Origin of the sequence: Polaromonas sp. AET17H-212 (assembly GCF_002379085.1) — a bacterium.
Lineage (GTDB): Bacteria > Pseudomonadota > Gammaproteobacteria > Burkholderiales > Burkholderiaceae_C > Polaromonas.
The window spans coordinates 70,065-86,787 of record NZ_NBZW01000006.1 but is presented as its reverse complement, the minus strand read 5'-3'; the positions used below and the strand labels follow the sequence as shown (position 1 = coordinate 86,787).

Below are 16,723 nucleotides of genomic sequence, written 5' to 3'. Positions count from 1 at the left end.
CCAGACCCGTCACCACCTGAGTTGCCAGCTACCGTCGGCCTGCAGTTCCACCCCGGTGCCCGATTCCCGGCCGCCGGATTCCAGCAGCGATTGCAGGTGATGCCGCGCCGCGGCGTCGGCATGCCTGAGCTGCAGTCGGCGCAACTGCATGGGCACGATGTCCAACCGCTGCAGCGCACCACTCGCGCGTGACAGCTGCGCAAAATACAGGCACACGGCGCTGGCATCAAAACCATTTTCGAACGAGATGCCTTCATAGTCGTTGATGAGGTCGCCGCAGCCATACAGAATGAGCCGCCCGCGGTAAACCTCGGCAGGCCGTGGATGGTGCGACGAGTGGCCGTGGACCACATCGGCCGCGCCCAGGTCGATCAGGCGCCGCGCAAAGCGGCGGTGCAGCCGGGGCACCTCGGCGCCCCAGTTGCCGCCCCAGTGCAACGAGACCACCACCAGGTCCCCGGCCCGGCGCTGCTGCGCCACCTGTGCGGCGACCTGCTGCGCGCTGGCCTCGTCCCACGCGGGCAGCAGGGCGACGCCGACGCTGTCCGCGGCGTTGCCCGGTTTGGCGGCCCAGTCCGACGGCACGCCGCTGTCTGGCGCCGCCCAGGCATACACCAGCAGGCGCGCGTCTTCACCAACAGGCCAGGCGGCGGGTGTGCAGGCGGCCTCCAGGTGGCTGCCGGCGCCTGCGGTGCGGATGCCGGCCTGCTGCAGGGTGTGCAGGGTCTGGATCAGTCCCTCCCTTCCCCAGTCCAGCACATGGTTGTTGGCCAGCACGCAGCCGTCGATGCGCGCGGCCGTGAGGCAGCCGATGTTGGCCGGATGCATGCGGTAGTGAATGCCCTTGCGGGGCCAGGGCTTGCTGGCCGTCGTGATCGCCGTCTCCAGATTGATGATGCGCAGCGCGGGCTGGCGCCGTTCGATCTCGGCCAGGGCGTCGCCCCAGATGTAGTCCGGCGCGACGGGGGCCGGTACCGGCCCGTTGGCACGTTCGGCCAGCCGCACGTAGTCGCGTGCATCGTGCACCCAGCTCTCGTACAGCACCGGCGCAACGGCGTGCGCCTGGATCTGGTCGATGCCGCGCCCGGTCATCACGTCGCCGGCGAGCCAGAGGGTGAGCAGGTCCTGGCTGGCAGCCATGCCTCAACCCTTGACACACACCAGCGGCTCCAGCCGCGCCACCTTGCGCGCCAGGCCGGCCGCATCGGCTGCATCGACGACCGCGCGCACGTCCTTGTAGGCGTCGGGTGCCTCTTCGGCCACGCCGCGCATGGAGGGGCTGCGCACCAGGATGCCGCGGCGGGCGAGGTCGTCGACCACGGTGCGGCCGTCCCAGGTCCTGAGCGCCTGGTTCCGGCTCATGGCCCGCCCGGCGCCATGGCAGGCGGACGAAAACGCCAGGGACTCCGAGGCCGTGGTGCCCGCCAGCACGTAGGAGCCCGTGCCCATCGAGCCGCCAATCAGCACCGGCTGGCCCGAGGCACGCAAGGCCTGCGGCAGTTCGGGGTGGCCGGGGCCCCAGGCCCGCGTCGCGCCCTTGCGGTGCACATACAGTTCGCGCTGGTGGCCATCGACCTTGTGCGTCTCCAGCTTGCAGGTGTTGTGCGACACGTCGTACAACACCGGCAGGCGGGCCGAAGGCAGCAGGTCGGCGAACACGTCGCGCACCAGCTGGGTCAGGATCTGCCGGTTGGCCAGCGCACAGTTGATGGCGGCGCGCATCGCGCCCAGGTATTCCTGGCCCAGGTCGGAATGCAGGGGCGCGCAGGCCAGTTCGCGGTCGGGCAGCACCAAGCCGTGGCTGGGGGCCGCCACGACCATGCGGCGCAGGAACTCGGTGCCGATCTGGTGGCCGAGCCCGCGCGAGCCGCAGTGGATCATCAGCACCACGTCGCCGAGCGCCAGGCCGTAGGCTGTTGCAATGGCCTCGTCGTACACCGCGGTCACCTCCTGCACTTCCAGGTAGTGGTTGCCGCTGCCCAGCGTGCCCATCTCCTCGCGCTGGCGCTTCTTGGCCTGCTCCGAAACAAACTTGGGTTTGGCGTGCAGCATCTGGCCGTGCTCCTCGACGCGTTCCAGGTCGGCGCTGGTGCCCCAGCCACGCCCGACTGCCCATTTCGCGCCGCCGCTGAGCATGGCGTCCATCTGCGTGCTGCCCAGCCGGATCGCCCCGGTGCTGCCGACACCGGCCGGGATGCGCTCGAACAGCGTGTCGGCGAGCTTGTTTTGCACCGCCAGGATGTGTTCGCGGCGCAGCCCGGTGTGCAGGCAGCGCACGCCGCAGGAGACGTCAAAACCGACGCCGCCGGCCGACACCACGCCGCCGGCATCGGCGTCAAACGCCGCGACGCCGCCTATCGGGAAGCCGTAACCCCAGTGGGCGTCGGGCATCACGTACGAGGCGCCCACAATGCCCGGCAGCATGACCACGTTGACCGCCTGCTCCCAGACCTTGTGGTCCATGGCGCGCACCAGTTCTTCGCTGGCATAGATCAGGGCCGGCACACGCATCTTTCCCTGCGCCGGGATTTCCCAGGCACAGGGCGCGTGTTGTTTTAAAAGCTTCAGGTCCATGGCTTTGAAAATGCCTAGACATCCACCACGGTTTGCGCCAGCCAGCCGCCGTCAGAAGGGGCCACCCGCAAGGCGGTGTAGGTCGCGCCCTTGATCTCGACCGCCGGCTGGTGGCGCTGCACCGACGCCGGCTCGCCGGTGGCTTGTGCCTCCAGGCGGGTACCGTCCAGCGCCACATGGAAGTGGCCAAACAGCATGCGGCGCACCGCCATCTCGTAAATGAGTGCATTGAGCCACTCGACCAGCAGCAGCTCGTCGTCCGGCGCCGTGCAACGGATCTGCACGGTCGTGACCGGGACAACGCGGGGCGGGTCGGTGATCACGGCCGTCAGCGCCAGCGCCGCCTGCTCGAAGGCGGCGGCCTTGGTCGCGCCCAGGCCGCGCACGCCGATGTCGGCGCCGTGCTCGAAGTGTTCCCAATGGCTGTCCATGGTGGCTGTGGCAAAGGAAGGCGGGGTGTGCTCTGGCCTTCATTTATGCGCCTGGGCATCGAAGGCGGGTTTGACCATCCGCAAAGGGGGTGCGATTCGCAGTGCGATGTTTGCCGCCCTGTCCACAGCGCCCGGTAAAAAAACTGCCGGCTTGACCTTTGTCAACGCAGGCTGCGCGGCCTCTTCAACAATGGCTGCTTGATCGGTACAACCTGCGGCCGCCTGTGGCGCGCCGGCACCCGGGGAGGGAACTGGGCCATGCTGCTTTTTTCGCTGGACTCCGACGCCACCTTTGCGCACGCCTTGGCGGCCGCCCTGGCCGTGCCGCTGGCGCCGCACGAAGACCGCAGCTTCGACGACGGCGAGCACAAGCTCCGGCCCTTGGGGGACCCGCGCGGCCGGGATGCCTACGTGATCCACAGCCTGCATGGCGGACCGGCGGACAGTCCGCACGACAAGCTCTGCCATCTGCTGCTGTTCATGGCCACCCTGCGCGAACATGGCGCGGCGCGGGTGACGGCGGTGGTGCCCTACCTGGCCTATGCCCGCAAGGACCGGCAGACCAAGCCGTTTGACCCGGTCACCCTGCGTTATGTCGCCCAGCTGTTCGAGGCGGTCGGCACGGCGCAGCTGATCGTGCTTGAAGCGCACAACGTGGCGGCCTTCCAGAACGCCTTTCGCTGCACCACCGTGCATCTGGAAGCGCACCGGGTGTTTGATGCCCTGGTACCCAAACTGGTCGGTGAAGGGCCGCTGGCCGTGGCCTCGCCGGACCCCGGCGGGGTGAAGCGGGCACAGCTGTGGCGCGAGTCGCTGGAGCATGCCCTGCAGCGGCATGTCGGCTTTGCGATGGTGGACAAGCGCCGCAGCGCCGGCGTGGTCAGCAGCGACAACCTGGTGGCCGGTGATGTGAACGGCAACACCGTGCTGCTGCTCGATGATCTGGTGGCCAGCGGCGACACCATGCGGCGTGCGGCCGTGGCCTTGCGCCTTGCGGGCGCGCGCGAGGTCCTGGCGTTTGCAGCGCACGGCCTTTTCACAGGCCAGGCGGGCGAGGTGCTGGGGGATGACAGCATCGCCAGCATCATCGTGACCGACAGCGTGCCGGCCTTTCGCCTGCCGGCCACGGCCGCGGCACTTGGCAAGCTGCTGGTGGCGTCCGCCGCGCCGCTGTTTGCACGGGCCATCAGCACGACCCATGCGGCATGGCAGCGCTGACGGGCGCAATGCCGGCCGGCCCGGCGAGCGCGTCCAGCGCGGCCATGGCGCAGGCGATGTAGCGGCTGGCGCGCGGCGGCCACTGCTCGGGCAGGCGTGGCACCGGGTCGAGCAGATGCGCCATCGCCAGGCGGGCGCGCACCAGAGCGCGGTAGGCGGTGTACAGCTGCAACAGTGCCGGAGGCGGGTCGTCCCCCAGGGCGGCGGCGCAGCCCGAGGCGAGGCGCTGGGCGATCCACGGTGCGCCCGCCACCTCGCACTCCATGCCGAGGTAGGCCAGTTCATCAAAAGGATCGGCCTGGCGCAGCTGCGGGTTGAACTCCAGGCAGTCGATAACCACCGGGGGCTGGAGCAGGCAGACGTGCTCGGGGCGCAGGTCGCCGTGCCCGTCGAGCACGCGCTGGCCGCTCGCGCGCTCGCGCAGCAGGCCGGCCCCCTGCGCCAGGGCCAGGTCCAGCCGGTCGATGGCCAGCGCGGCATCGGGCAGGTGGAACTGCGGGCGCAGCAGGACTTCCCGGTTGGCGGCCTGTTCGTACTGGAAGCGGGCCAGGTAGTCGTCCGGGCTCAATGTCGCGGCGGGTACGCTGCGGTAGAACGCGCCCAGCACGGCGACCAGCGCGTCGATGTCCCCAGGCGCCACACGTCCTTGCGCGATCAGCTGATCCAGCATTCGGTCTTTGGGTAGGCGCCGCATGCAGACCAGCCAGTCAACGGTGTTTTCGGGACTGTTGGCCAGCGCCTGCGGCCGCAGTTCGAAGGTGCCGTCATGCCACTGCAGCGCCATCAGTCCCAGGTAAACGCCGGGGGCCAGGCGCCGGTTCAGCCTGACTTCTTCGCGGCAATAAAACTCGCGAGCCTTCAGTGTGGTGAAGTCGAGGAAGGGAAAACGCACCGGTTTTTTGAGCTTGTAAACCCGGTCGCCGACCAGGAACACCCAGGACATGTGGGTTTCGATGCATTGCGGGCGCTGCGCTGCATCGCCGTAGGCCTCGGACCGTTGCAGGAAAGTCAGCTTGTCCGCAAGGTCAGGCATCAATGCAAACCCCTGAAACTGACCCGCCAGCCTTTTCAGGGGCTGGCGGCTGTGGTGAGGACCCCGGGTCAGTGTGTCGGGCTGACTCGTCTGGGGACGTCCTCATCCGTCCCGGTGTAGCACACCGGAACTCGGATCGATGACTCGACCCCCCCAGCTCCGTACCCCACTGGCTTTGCTGAGCAAAACCTGCAAGATACGTTTTCACTATAGTGTCCGGCGCGCCACCTGTCCTTGAGAAATGTCAAATCGATTTCAAAAAAAGGCTCCGCAGGGGGGACAGACAGCGGCGTTCACCGGCCCCGGTCAGGCCGAGCGCCAGAAACGCAGCGGCACGCAGGTCTGCAGCCGGTGCACGGCCTGCGCCATCAGTGCCGGGTGCAGCTCGTGGCCGATGCTCGAAGCGATGTCGCAGGTGGCATCGGCGCCCAGCGCCATCAGCGCGGCGTAGGCCTGCCGGGCCAGTTGTGCCGGCACCACGGTGTCGAGCTGGCCGTGCAGCAGATGGATGGTGGTGAGGCTGGGGGCCTTGTCGGGCCAGGCCGCATAAGGCCCCGAAAAGGCCAGCACGCGGCCGACCAGCCCGTCGTGCTGGTCGCTGAGCGCCAGCGCCATGGTGGCGCCCTGCGAAAAACCGGCCAGCGCGGTGTCGGACTGCAGGATGCCGAAGCGCTCCTGCTGCTCGCGGATGAAACGGGCCAGCGCCGGCACGGCCTGGGCCACCCGTTCGGCCCGGTTCGCATCGGTCAGCTCGAAGGCCGGAAACCAGTGGCGCTCGGTCTTGCCGAGGTGGATGGTTTCGACGCCTTCCGGCATCACGATGGCGGCCTCGGCAAAAGACTCACCGAGCCGGGTGGCCAGGTCCAGCATGTCCACCGCCGAACCGCCGGCGCCATGTAGCAGCACAAACAGCTGGCGCGGCGGGGTGGCGGGCAGGAGTTCCAGGGTTTCGAGCGGAGCGGCGTTCATGGGGCGGGCGGGTGGTTGCTGATGCACAGGTGGGGCCGGGTGCGTGGTTGACAAGCTGCTGTCTGCAGGGCCGCGCCCTCTCAGCCGGTGATGCCTTCGCTGCTCAGGTGCAGCACGCGGTCGGCGCGCGCGGCCGCGGTTTCCGAGTGGGTGACCAGCACCAGTGCGGCGCCGTGTTCACGGGTTTGCGCCACCAGCGCGTCCATGACTTTGGCGGCGGTCGTGGGGTCGAGGTTGCCGGTCGGTTCGTCGGCCAGCAGCAGGCGGGGGTGGTGGATCAGGGCGCGCGCGATTGCCACGCGCTGCAGCTGCCCGCCCGAGAGCTGTTGCGGCAGGCGCTCGCCCAGGCCCGCCAGGCCGACGGCGGCCAGCATGGCCTGCACCCGTGCATCGTCGTGCTGGCCGAGCAGCAACAGGGGCAGGGCGACGTTTTGCGCCACGTCCAGGTGCGGCAACACATGAAAGGCCTGGAAAACGAAGCCGACTTTTTCACGGCGCAGCAGGGCGCGCTGGTCGTCGCCGAGCGTGCCCAGGTCCACACCATCGAGCGACACCGAACCCGCGTCCCAGCTGTCCAGCCCGGCCATGCAGTTGAGCAGCGTCGATTTGCCAACACCCGACTCGCCGACGATGGCGACAAACTCGCCGGGCGCGACCTGCAGCGAGACGTTGTTGAACACCACGACGTCGCCGTAGTGTTTGCTGAGGTTCTGGACGATGAGGCTCATAAGGCTTGGTTCACCAGAGCCTGCACCTGCTGCACCGCATCCGGTGTGTCACAGGCGACCACCTGCCGCTGGGGCATGGAGCGCAGCCAGGTGATCTGGCGTTTGGCGAGCTGGCGCGTGGCGGCAATGCCCCGCTCGCGCAGTTCGCCCATGGGGACGGCGCCATCAAGAGCTTCCCAGGCCTGGCGGTAACCGACGCAGCGCATGGACGGCAGGTCGGGGTGCAGGTCGCCACGCGACCGCAGGGCCCGCACCTCGTCCAGAAAACCGGCCGCCAGCATGGCGTCAAAGCGCTGGGCGATGCGTTCGTGCAGCCAGGCGCGGTCTTGCGGTTCAAGGGAAATCAGGGTTCCAGCCCTTGTAGGTATTGCGCCGCCAGCTACTTTTTCGATAGCAATTTTTTTCTGGAACGACGACAGCGGTAGCCCCGTCAGGCGGAACACCTCGAGCGCGCGGGAAATGCGCTGCGAGTCGTTGGGTGCCAGCCGCGCGGCTGTCACGGCATCCACCGCGGCCAGCTCCGCGTGCAGCGCGGGCCAGCCTTTTTCGCCAGCCTCGGCCAGCAGGGTGGCGCGAATTGCCGGGTCGGCCTTGGGCATGTCGTCGAGCCCGTCGGACAGGGCCTTGAAATACAGCATGGTGCCGCCCACCAGCAGCGGCAGCTTGCCGCGCGCCCTGATGTCGTCGATCAGGCGCGTGGCATCGGCGACGAACTCGGCCGCGCTGTAGGCCTGCAACGGGTCGCGGATGTTGATCAGGTGGTGCGGAACAAAGGCGAGTTCGGCCGGTGTCGGCTTGGCCGTACCGATGTCCATGCCGCGGTAGACCAGCGCCGAATCGACGCTGATGATTTCCACCGGGTGGCGCTCGGCAATGGCAAAGGCCGCGGCGGTTTTCCCCGACGCGGTGGGTCCCGCCAGTCCGATCCAGCGTGAAGCCGTCATGAATGCGCGGGCGTGGCCAGCGCCGTCGGCTCGCCATGGCGCTGTACCAGCGTCCAGGAAATCACTGCAATGCAGACGCTCCAGAACAACACGCCGTAGGCCAGCGGATACACCGTGCCGTCCAGGTGGCTGCCGAGCCAGCCGCCCATGGCAAAGGCCGCCAGCATCATCAGAAAGCCGTTGAGCGCCGAGGCCGCGCCCGCCGCGCCCGGAAACGGACCGACGGCGCCGCTCTGGCTGCAGGGCTGGTGCACGCCGTGCGCAAAGATGAAGAGGTAGTAAGGCAGCAGCAGGGCCCAGACGTTGTGGACACCGGCCCAGGCCAGCGCGCTGATCAGCAGGCCGCCGCTGAGGGTGAGCCCGCCGGCCATGGCCACCGAACGGCGCACACCAAAGCGCGGCAGCAGCCGGCGGCACCAGAAGGTGCCCAGCACATAAATCAAGGCCATCGAAAACATCACCAGGCCGTACTGTGTTTTGGACAGACCCAGCACCTTGATGAAAACAAAGGACGAGGCGGCGAGAAAGGTGAACAGCCCGCCGTACGACGCCGTGGACAGCGCCGAGAACGCGACAAAGGTCGGGTTGCGCACAATCGCCCACCAGGTGCGCACCAGGGTGGCCGGCTCCAGCGCGCGCGGGTTTTTGTGGACAATGCTTTCCTCGAAACGCAGGGCAATCATGGCAAGCGCCGCCGCGCCGAACACGGCCAGCGCCAGCAGCGCCACGCGCCAGTTGAAAACGTCGGACAACAGACCGCCCAGCGGCGCACTCAGGCAGGCGATCACGCCGAGTCCGCTCAGGCCCCGGGACATGGCGCGTGCACCGGCCAGCGGCGTGTAAAGGTCGCGCACGATGGCGCGCGCGCACATGACGGCCGCCCCCATGGCCGCGCCCTGCACGATGCGCCAGCCGATCAGCAGCGCCATCGACGGCGCCAGCGCGGCGCCTATGGCCGCCAGCACGTAGGCGCCCAGGCCCCACAGCAGGATCGGCCGGCGCCCGAACCGGTCCGACAGCGGACCCCAGAAAAGCTGCGACACGCCGAAGGCCAGCAGCAGCCCGGTGAGCGTGAGCTGGGCTTGCGCCATGGGTGCGGCAAAACCCTCGGTCAGCGCCGGCAGCGCCGGCAAATAAAGGTCGGTGGTGATGGGCTGGATGCCGAGCAGCAGGGACAGCACCAGCACAATCAGCGCGGGCGACATGGCTGGTGATTCGGCGGCCACCGCGGGGGCAATGGAGGCAGGAGCAGGGGGTGTGGCGGACATTGATCTGAGCGTATCAGATAGCCGCACGCCGGGTGGCGGCGCGGGGTTCGGAGTGTGTGTGCTGGCGCCGGCCTATTTCAGGCTGAACAGCTGCGCCAGCGCCTGGCGGTACTGCGCCTGGCCGACGGAGTTGGTGTTGTGGTGCGAGCCGCCCTCGACCAGCATGAACAGCTTGGGCTGCGCGGCGGCCTCGAACAGCTTGCGCCCGAGGTCGGGCAGGATCAGCCGGTCCTCGCCGCCGTGCACCACCAGCAGCGGCGAGCCGATCTTGCCGACCTTGCGCGCGGCCTCAAAGCGCTGGGTGATCAGCAGCGACACCGGCATCCAGCCCCATTTGGAGGTGCTGACCACGTCGGCCATCGAGCTGAAGGTGCCTTCGACAATCGTGCCGCTTTCGTCGTTGACCTCGGTGGCGAGGTGGATGGCAATCGGGCCGCCCAGCGAGTGGCCAAAGACATAACGGGGCCGGTCCGGGTATTTTCTGGCGAGCCAGTCCCAGGCGGCGCGGGCATCTTCATAGGCGGACGCTTCCGAGGGCAGGGCCTGGGTGCTTTTGCCGAAGCCGCGGTAGTCCACGCCCAGCACCGAAAAGCCCAGCTCCTGCATGCGGCGCATGCGCGGGGCCGAGCCGGTCACGTTGTAACGCGCGCCGTGCAGGTACAGAAGAATGGGGCCGCCGGACTGCTCGGCAGGCAGCCACAGCCCGTGCAGGGTGGCCTGTTCGTCACCGGTGGCTTTGGCCTTGAAACCGATCCAGACGTCGTCCATGCCTTCGGCCGCGGCGAGGCCGCCGCTCCAGCTGCGGTCGCTGGGCTGGAAGATCCAGGCGCGCTGCCGCTCATCGAGCGTGCTGCAGCCGGCGAGAACGGCAATGCCAAGGGACAGGGCGGTGGCGGCGAGCAGGGTCCAGCGTTTCATAAGCATGACTGAGTGGCCAGAGAGGCAAAAAGTTCGCGTTGTCAGGAATTTTCCCCGGCATGCAGGTTTCCCGCCATGTCTGGGGTGTGAAGCTCCGGCAAAGCCGCCAGCCTGCGGGCTAAGCCCCTGCAACAGCGCTTCATTCATCAAACCGTCACTTGCATGCACCATAGTGGGACCTTTATTCACGGAGACCCCCATGTATTCATTGCGCATCCTGGCGGCCGGTCTGGCCGTTGCCGGCCTCTTGGGCCTGGCAGCCTGTGCCGGCGGTACGAGCGCTGCACCGGGCCGTTATCCCACCCTGGACGGCCAGGCGCCGCTGGTCATCGGGCACCGCGGCGCCAGCGGCTATCTGCCGGAACACACGCTGGAATCGTACAAGCGCGCCATCGAGCTGGGCGCCGACTTCATCGAGCCCGATGTGGTGGCCACCAAGGACGGTGAACTCGTGGTGCGGCACGAGCCCAACATCACGGCCACCACCGACGTGTCGATGCGGCCGGAGTTTGCCGGCCGCAAGACCACCCGGCAGGTCGATGGGGTGGCGGAAACCGGCTGGTTCACCACCGACCTGACGCTGGCCGAGCTCAAGACCCTGCGTACCCGGCAGCCCATGGCGGAGCGTGACCAATCGCACAACGGGAAGTACACCATTCCGACCCTGCGCGAGGTGCTGGCGCTGGCGCGTAGCGACGGCGCACGCGCCGGCCGCACGGTCGGTGTCTACCCCGAGACCAAACACCCGACTTACCACGTGAACGCCGGGCTGGCGCTGGAAGACCGCTTGCTCGCGCTGCTGGCCGAGTACGGCTACACGGCCAAGGACTCGCCGGTCATCGTGCAGTCGTTTGAAGTGGCCAACCTCAAGTACCTGCGCAGCAAGACCGCGCTGCGCCTGGTGCAGCTGATCGATGGCGATGGTGTGGATGCCCAGGGCCAGGTCACGCTCAAGCCGCCGTTCGACAAGCCTTACGACTTTGCCCTTGCCAGGGACAGCCGCACCTTTGCCGACCTGCTGACGCCCGTTGGCCTGAAGGAGATCAAAACCTACGCCGACGGCATCGGCCCCTGGAAGGCTTACCTGCTGCCGGCGCGGCAGGTGGACGCCAATGGCGACGGCAAGCCCGACGACCTCAACGGCGACGGCGTGATCGACGAGCGCGATCGCGTGCTGCTGCCGCCCACGCCGGTGGTCCGGGACGCACATGCCGCCGGCCTGTTCGTGCACCCGTTCACCTTCCGCAGCGAGGCCAAACGCCTGGTGTCCGACTACCGCGGTGATGCTTCCGCGGAGTACAAAAAGTTTTTCGAGATGGGCGTGGACGGCGTGTTCAGCGACTTCCCGGACACGGCCGTGAAGGCGCGGGCGCGCTGAGGCTCAGCGCCCGCGCAGGAACAGGTTGTCCAGTTCCCGGACCGTGATCTGCCGCCAGGTCGGGCGGCCGTGGTTGCACTGGTCGGAGCGTTCGGTGGCTTCCATCTGGCGCAGCAGGCCGTTCATTTCATCGATGGTGAGTTTGCGGTTGGCGCGCACCGCCCCGTGGCAGGCCATGGTCGAGAGCAATTCGTTTTGTGCGCGCTGGATCACCGTGCTGGCGTCGTGCTGCGCCAGCTCGGCCAGCACGCTGCGGGCCAGTTCCACCGCATCGCCCTGGGCCAGGCTGGTCGGCACGGCGCGCACCGCCAGGGTACGTGGCGAAAAAGGCGTGATTTCCAGGCCCAGCGCTTTCAGGGTGTCGGTATGCGCCTCGGCGGCGGCGACTTCCTGCGGCGTGGCGGCAAAAGTGGCCGGAATCAGCAAGGGCTGGCTGGCAATGCTGGCGCTGTCCAGCTGGCTTTTCAGCCGCTCGTAGACGATGCGTTCGTGGGCCGCATGCATGTCCACAATCACCAAGCCCTGGATGTTTTCGGCCAGGATGTAAATCCCCTGCAGCTGGGCGACGGCGCGGCCCAGCGGCCAGTCGCCGGGCGGCAGGTCGGTGTTTTCCGTGCCCGCATTTTCTGTTCGTGCTGAGCCCGTCGAAGGGCTGTCCGGCGAGGCAGGCCGCGTCTCAGTGGCCATTCCACCCTGCGTGTCGTGCGGCCTGACGGGCCACATCGCCTCAAAGTCGGAGACATGCGGGTTCTGCCGGTAAGGCGGGTTTGCTCCGAAATTGATAGCTGGTTGCGCCCAGGGGGAAAGGGCTGTAGGTTGATTTGATTCAAAGTTTGGTGCAGGCGTGCCGCTGGCCGCGGCCAACGCCGCCGCAGCCGCCCGCGGCGCTGCCAGGGCGTTTTCGACCGCGTGCCGCACCGCCTGGTGCACTTCGCGGCTGTCACGAAAACGCACCTCGATCTTGGTCGGGTGCACATTGACGTCCACCCGCGTCGGGTCCATGGTGACGTAGAGCGCGTAGACCGGCTGGCGGTGGCCGTGCAACACGTCCTCGTAGGCGCTGCGTGCGGCATGGGTCATCACCTTGTCGCGCACATAACGGCCGTTGACGTAGGCAAACTGCTGGTCGGCACGCGACCGTGCCGCGTCCGGAATGCCGGCGCGGCCGGTCACGCGCAGGGCGCCGGCGCTGTAGTCGACCGCCACGCTCTGCTCCAGCAGTTCGCTGCCCAGCACATCGGCCAGGCGCTGGTCGTGGGCGCTCTCGCCGCTGCAGGCGCGCCACTGTTCGACGAGTTTGCCTTCGTGCCAGATCGCAAAACCCACATCGGGCCGAACCAGCGCGTGGCGGCGCACGGCTTCAATGCAGTGCGCCAGCTCGGTGGCGTCGGTTTTCAGGAACTTGCGGCGTGCCGGCGTGGCATAAAACAGCTCGCGCACCTCCACCGTGGTGCCGCGCGCGCGCGCGGCCGGTGTCAGTTCGCCGGAGCGGCCATCGAGCTGCCAGGCGTGCCCCGCGTCGCCGCTGGCCGAGGCCTCGGCACTGCGCGACAGCAGGCTCATGTCGGCGATCGAGTTGATGGCGGCCAGCGCCTCGCCGCGAAAACCCATGGTGCCCACGGATTCGAGGTCCTGCAGTGAGGCGATCTTGCTGGTGGCGTGGCGGCGCAGCGCAATCGCCAGTTCCTCGCGCGGGATGCCCAGGCCGTCGTCCTCGACCGAAATCAGCCGCACGCCGCCGGCCAGCAGCCGCACCGTGACCTGCCGCGCGCCGGCGTCCAGCGCGTTGTCGACCAGTTCCCGCACCACCGACGCCGGACGTTCCACCACCTCGCCGGCCGCGATCTGGCTGATCAACTCGTCGGGCAGTTCGCGGATGGGGCGGCGGGGGGAGGGGGTCGGGATGGCGTTCACGCAGCCATTTTAGGGCGCGCAGCGATCTTTCGGAATTGGCCAAGACCAGCCATAGCCGGCTTCCCTCTGAAGCAATCGGTCAACGATGCTTTTGAAAAGAGCCTCGCTTCAACGCGGCGGGCTCCAGGGGTGGGGAACGATCGATTCTTAAGCTACCCGCCCGCATGGGCGATGACGCACCCGCAACAAAGATCGGGCTCGGGGCGCTCGATCTTCAAGTTGCTGACGGCGTCGCGGTGGCTTACATCCAAATACGCCTGCACCTAATTGCCCGCTGGCAGCACCACCCGTTGTTTTCGATCACCAGACAAGTCTTTCCAACGTGGTGTTCATGGCTGTTGTTCAGATATGCCCCAGCGCTCGCAGGATTTTTTCGGGCGTGACCGGTTGTGACCAGACTTCGGCTCTCAAAGGCCGCAGCGCGTCATTGATGGCGTTGACCACGGCCCCGGGCGCACCGGCGGTGCCGGCCTCGCCGGCGCCTTTGGCGCCCAGCATGGAACTGCGTGTGGGCGTCTCGATGTGGGCCACAACGATGTCTGGCATTTCTGCGGCCATGGGCACCAGGTAGTCGGCCATGCTGCCGTTTTTCATCAGGCCCGCATCGTCGTACAGGCACTCTTCGAACAGCGCGCCGCCAATGCCCTGCACGATGGCACCGCGAATCTGCTCGTCCACCAGCATCGGGTTGATCACGCGGCCACAGTCCTCCACCGCCCAGTGTTTGAGCAGCTTGACAAAACCGGTCTCGGTATCGACCTCGACGTACGAGGCCTGCACACCGTTGGTGAAGATGAAGGGGTAGTCGCGCTGCGCGTAGTGACGCGTCACCATCAGCTCAGGCGTGAAGCCGGCCGGCAGGGTGTCGGGCCGGTAGTAGGCCACCCGGCCCAGCTCGTGCAGGGGCAGCAAGGCTTCGCCGGTGGCCACATCGATGACCACGCCGTCGAGCAACGCGAGGCTTTGCACCTCGCGCTTCAGGATGGCCTCGGCCACTTTGAGGATGTTGGCGCGCAGGGCCAGCCCGGCCTGCAGCACGGCCTCGCCGCCGATGCCCGCGCCGCGTGAGGCCCAGGTGCCGCCGCCATAGGGCACGGTTTCAGTGTCGCCGGTGACCAGCCGCACCTGGCTCATGGGCACGCCCACGGCGTCGGCCGCAATCTGGGCGAAGATGGCCTCGCTGCCCTGGCCCTGTTCGCCCACGCTGACCATCACGGCCACGCCGCCGCCGGGCTCGAGCCGCGCCGTGGCGCCGTCCTGCGCCGAGATGCGGGCCCCGCCCACGCCGTAAAAAGCCGCGCCGGGGTTGGTGAGCTCGATCAGGGTGGCAAAACCGATACCGCGGTAAATGCCCTTGGCGCGCAGGGCCTGCTGTTCCGCCAGCAGAGCGGGGTAGTCCATCAGGGCCTCCATCTTGCGCAGGCAGGCCTGGTGCGACAGCACTTCGAGCTTGATGCCCGACGCCCCGGTGGCGGGGTAGGCGTCGTCAGGGATGACGTTGCGCTTTCGCAGCTCCAGCGGGTCCATGCCGAGTTTGGCAGCGGCCAGATCGACCAGCCCTTCAGTTACGGCGCAGGCAATCGGGTGGCCGACGCCGCGGTACTGGCAGGTCGGGGTCTTGTTGAGAAAAACCACCTTGAGCGTGGCGCGGTAGGCCTTGTGTTTGTAGGGGCCGCCGGTCAGGTTGACGACCTGGTTGCCCTCGATGCCGCTGGTGCGCGGGAACATCGAAAACGGGCCAATGCCGGTGACGTCGTCGATCTCGAAGGCCAGAATCTCACCGTCCTTGCTGACGGCAATGCGCCCCTTGATGCGGTGCTCGCGCGCGTGGATGTCGCTCACGAAGGATTCGAGCCGGTCGGCCACGAACTTGACCGGACGCTTGAGCAGGATGGACATGGCCACCGTCGCAAAGTCGTCGGGGTAGGCGTGCACCTTGATGCCAAACGAGCCGCCCACGTCCTTGCAAATCACGCGCACCGATGATTCGGGCAGATCGAACTGGCGCGCGTACAGGTCCTGCATCATGTGCGGCGCCTGCTGCGAATGGTAGACCGTGAGCTGGCCCGAGGCCGGGTTGTAGTCGGCAATCTGGCAGCGCGGCTCCAGTGTCACGCCGGTGTGGCGACCAAAGTCGAAGGTGGCCTCGGCCACCACGTCGGCGCGGGCAAAGGCTTCATCCACGCCGCCGGTGTCCAGGCTGCGACTGAAGCACAGGTTGTCGCCGAGTTCTGGGTGGATCACCGGCGTGTCGGGGTCCAGGGCCGTGTTCATGTCAAGCGCCGCCGGCAAGGCTTCCCACTCGACCTGCACATACTGCAGGGCGTCCTCGGCCTCGGCGCGGGTCTTGGCCACGACCGCCACGACGGGCTCGCCCTGCCAGCAGGCACGGTCAATCGCCATCGGGTATTGCGGCGCCGACTTGATGCCGGCCAGGTGGGTGAGGGTGGCGACCCACGGCTTGCAGATGGTGGCCAGGTCTTTGCCGTCGTAGACAGCCAGCACGCCCGGCATCATGCGGGCAAAGTCGCGCTCGATGTGCCGGATGCGGGCATGCGCCACCGGCGAGCGCCAGAACACCACATGCGCCATGCGCGGCAGTTCGATGTCGTCCACATACTGGCCGCGCCCTTGGGTCAGGCGTTCGATGTTGGGGCGCGGGATGGCCTGGCCGATGTGGCGTGCATCCTGCAGTGGCGCTGCGAGGGGCGCTGCGACAGGGTCTGCCGGCGGGCTGTGCGGCGCCTCGGCTCTGGCGGCCGCAACGGCCAGCGCCAGCCGCAGCTCGCGGCTTTCGGGTGCGTTCATGCTGCTGCTCCTTCACGCTGCGCCGTCTTGCGACTGGCCAGCACATCGCAAATCGCATCGACAATGGCCTGGTAGCCGGTGCAGCGGCAGTAGTTGCCCGAGATCCATTCCCGCACCTGTTCGCGGTTGGCATCGGGATTCTTTTCAAGCAGTTCGTGGGCGGCCATCAGCATGCCCGAGGTGCAAAAGCCGCATTGCAGCGCGTTGTGCCGTACAAAGGCCTGCTGCAGTTCACGGATGGCACCGCTGTCACTCAAGCCCTCGATGGTGTTGACAGACCGGCCGTCGGCCTGCACGGCCAGCACCAGACAGCCGCGAACGACCTGGCCATCGAGCTGCACGGTGCAGGCGCCGCAGACGCCATGTTCACAGCCCAGATGCGAGCCTTTGAGTCCGAGACCCTCGCGCAGGAAATCGACCAGGTGGGTTCGGGGCTGCACATGGTGCTGGCTGCACGTGCCGTTGATCGTGATGCTGACGGCGCGGGCGTCGGTCGCCAGATCATCCGGGGCTTGTTCCTGGTCAGTCATGGTCTTCCTT

General features: G+C 67.7%; 14 protein-coding genes. 2 read left to right on the top strand and 12 right to left on the bottom strand.

What is annotated here, in order from left to right; genetic code table 11:
* Nucleotides 1-9: 9 nt before the first annotated feature.
* The 3 genes from B7G53_RS07365 to B7G53_RS07355 are packed head-to-tail and all read right to left on the bottom strand — an operon-like array spanning nt 10 to nt 3,005.
* On the bottom strand, nt 10-1,140 hold the full coding sequence (locus B7G53_RS07365) for a CapA family protein (protein ID WP_096665830.1): 1,131 nt from the start codon (nt 1,138-1,140) through the stop codon (nt 10-12).
* Nucleotides 1,141-1,143: 3 nt separating this feature from the next.
* A complete protein-coding gene (locus B7G53_RS07360; protein ID WP_096665827.1) occupies nt 1,144-2,574 on the bottom strand; it encodes an RtcB family protein in 1,431 nt (476 codons plus the stop codon).
* Nucleotides 2,575-2,588: 14 nt separating this feature from the next.
* On the bottom strand, nt 2,589-3,005 hold the full coding sequence (locus tag B7G53_RS07355) for an archease (RefSeq protein ID WP_096665824.1): 417 nt from the start codon (nt 3,003-3,005) through the stop codon (nt 2,589-2,591).
* A gap of 258 nt (nt 3,006-3,263) precedes the next feature.
* Here B7G53_RS07355 and B7G53_RS07350 point away from each other — a divergent pair, with 258 nt between their 5' ends.
* On the top strand, nt 3,264-4,223 hold the full coding sequence (locus B7G53_RS07350) for a ribose-phosphate diphosphokinase (protein WP_096665821.1): 960 nt from the start codon (nt 3,264-3,266) through the stop codon (nt 4,221-4,223).
* Here the strand turns inward: B7G53_RS07350 and B7G53_RS07345 are convergent.
* The 6 genes from B7G53_RS07345 to B7G53_RS07320 form a co-directional block, all read right to left on the bottom strand.
* Complete coding sequence (locus B7G53_RS07345; protein ID WP_217992597.1) at nt 4,192-5,256, bottom strand: hypothetical protein; 1,065 nt, start codon at nt 5,254-5,256, stop codon at nt 4,192-4,194. The two genes, B7G53_RS07350 and B7G53_RS07345, sit on opposite strands and share 32 nt — an antisense overlap.
* Nucleotides 5,257-5,562: 306 nt before the next feature.
* Nucleotides 5,563-6,225, bottom strand: coding sequence for an esterase (ypfH, locus tag B7G53_RS07340; protein WP_096665818.1), 663 nt, complete (start codon nt 6,223-6,225; stop codon nt 5,563-5,565).
* 80 nt (nt 6,226-6,305) lie between these two features.
* On the bottom strand, nt 6,306-6,953 hold the full coding sequence (locus B7G53_RS07335) for an ABC transporter ATP-binding protein (protein WP_096665815.1): 648 nt from the start codon (nt 6,951-6,953) through the stop codon (nt 6,306-6,308).
* The gene (gene miaA / locus B7G53_RS07330) at nt 6,950-7,897 is read right to left on the bottom strand and encodes a tRNA (adenosine(37)-N6)-dimethylallyltransferase MiaA (protein ID WP_096665813.1); all 948 of its coding nucleotides are present in this window, start codon (nt 7,895-7,897) and stop codon (nt 6,950-6,952) included. The genes B7G53_RS07335 and miaA overlap by 4 nt, the downstream gene beginning before the upstream one ends.
* Nucleotides 7,894-9,165: a multidrug effflux MFS transporter gene (locus B7G53_RS07325; protein ID WP_096665810.1), complete on the bottom strand. Its 1,272-nt coding sequence runs from the start codon at nt 9,163-9,165 to the stop codon at nt 7,894-7,896. The genes miaA and B7G53_RS07325 overlap by 4 nt, the downstream gene beginning before the upstream one ends.
* A 72-nt stretch (nt 9,166-9,237) precedes the next feature.
* A complete protein-coding gene (locus tag B7G53_RS07320; protein WP_096665807.1) occupies nt 9,238-10,083 on the bottom strand; it encodes an alpha/beta hydrolase in 846 nt (281 codons plus the stop codon).
* A gap of 199 nt (nt 10,084-10,282) precedes the next feature.
* On the opposite strand from B7G53_RS07320, the gene B7G53_RS07315 reads away from it, so the two are divergent.
* Nucleotides 10,283-11,461, top strand: coding sequence for a glycerophosphodiester phosphodiesterase (locus tag B7G53_RS07315; protein WP_096665804.1), 1,179 nt, complete (start codon nt 10,283-10,285; stop codon nt 11,459-11,461).
* 3 nt (nt 11,462-11,464) lie between these two features.
* On the opposite strand, the gene mutL is transcribed toward B7G53_RS07315, so the two are convergent.
* From mutL to B7G53_RS07300, 3 genes are all read right to left on the bottom strand, one after another.
* Nucleotides 11,465-13,375, bottom strand: a complete 1,911-nt coding sequence (gene mutL / locus B7G53_RS07310) for a DNA mismatch repair endonuclease MutL (protein WP_096665801.1) — start codon at nt 13,373-13,375, stop codon at nt 11,465-11,467.
* A gap of 342 nt (nt 13,376-13,717) precedes the next feature.
* Complete coding sequence (locus tag B7G53_RS07305; RefSeq protein ID WP_096665798.1) at nt 13,718-16,183, bottom strand: xanthine dehydrogenase family protein molybdopterin-binding subunit; 2,466 nt, start codon at nt 16,181-16,183, stop codon at nt 13,718-13,720.
* Nucleotides 16,180-16,713 carry a (2Fe-2S)-binding protein gene (locus tag B7G53_RS07300; protein WP_096665796.1) on the bottom strand — a complete coding sequence of 178 codons (534 nt, stop codon included), beginning with the start codon at nt 16,711-16,713 and terminating at the stop codon, nt 16,180-16,182. Before B7G53_RS07300 ends, B7G53_RS07305 begins: the two co-directional genes overlap by 4 nt.
* Nucleotides 16,714-16,723 lie beyond the last annotated feature (10 nt).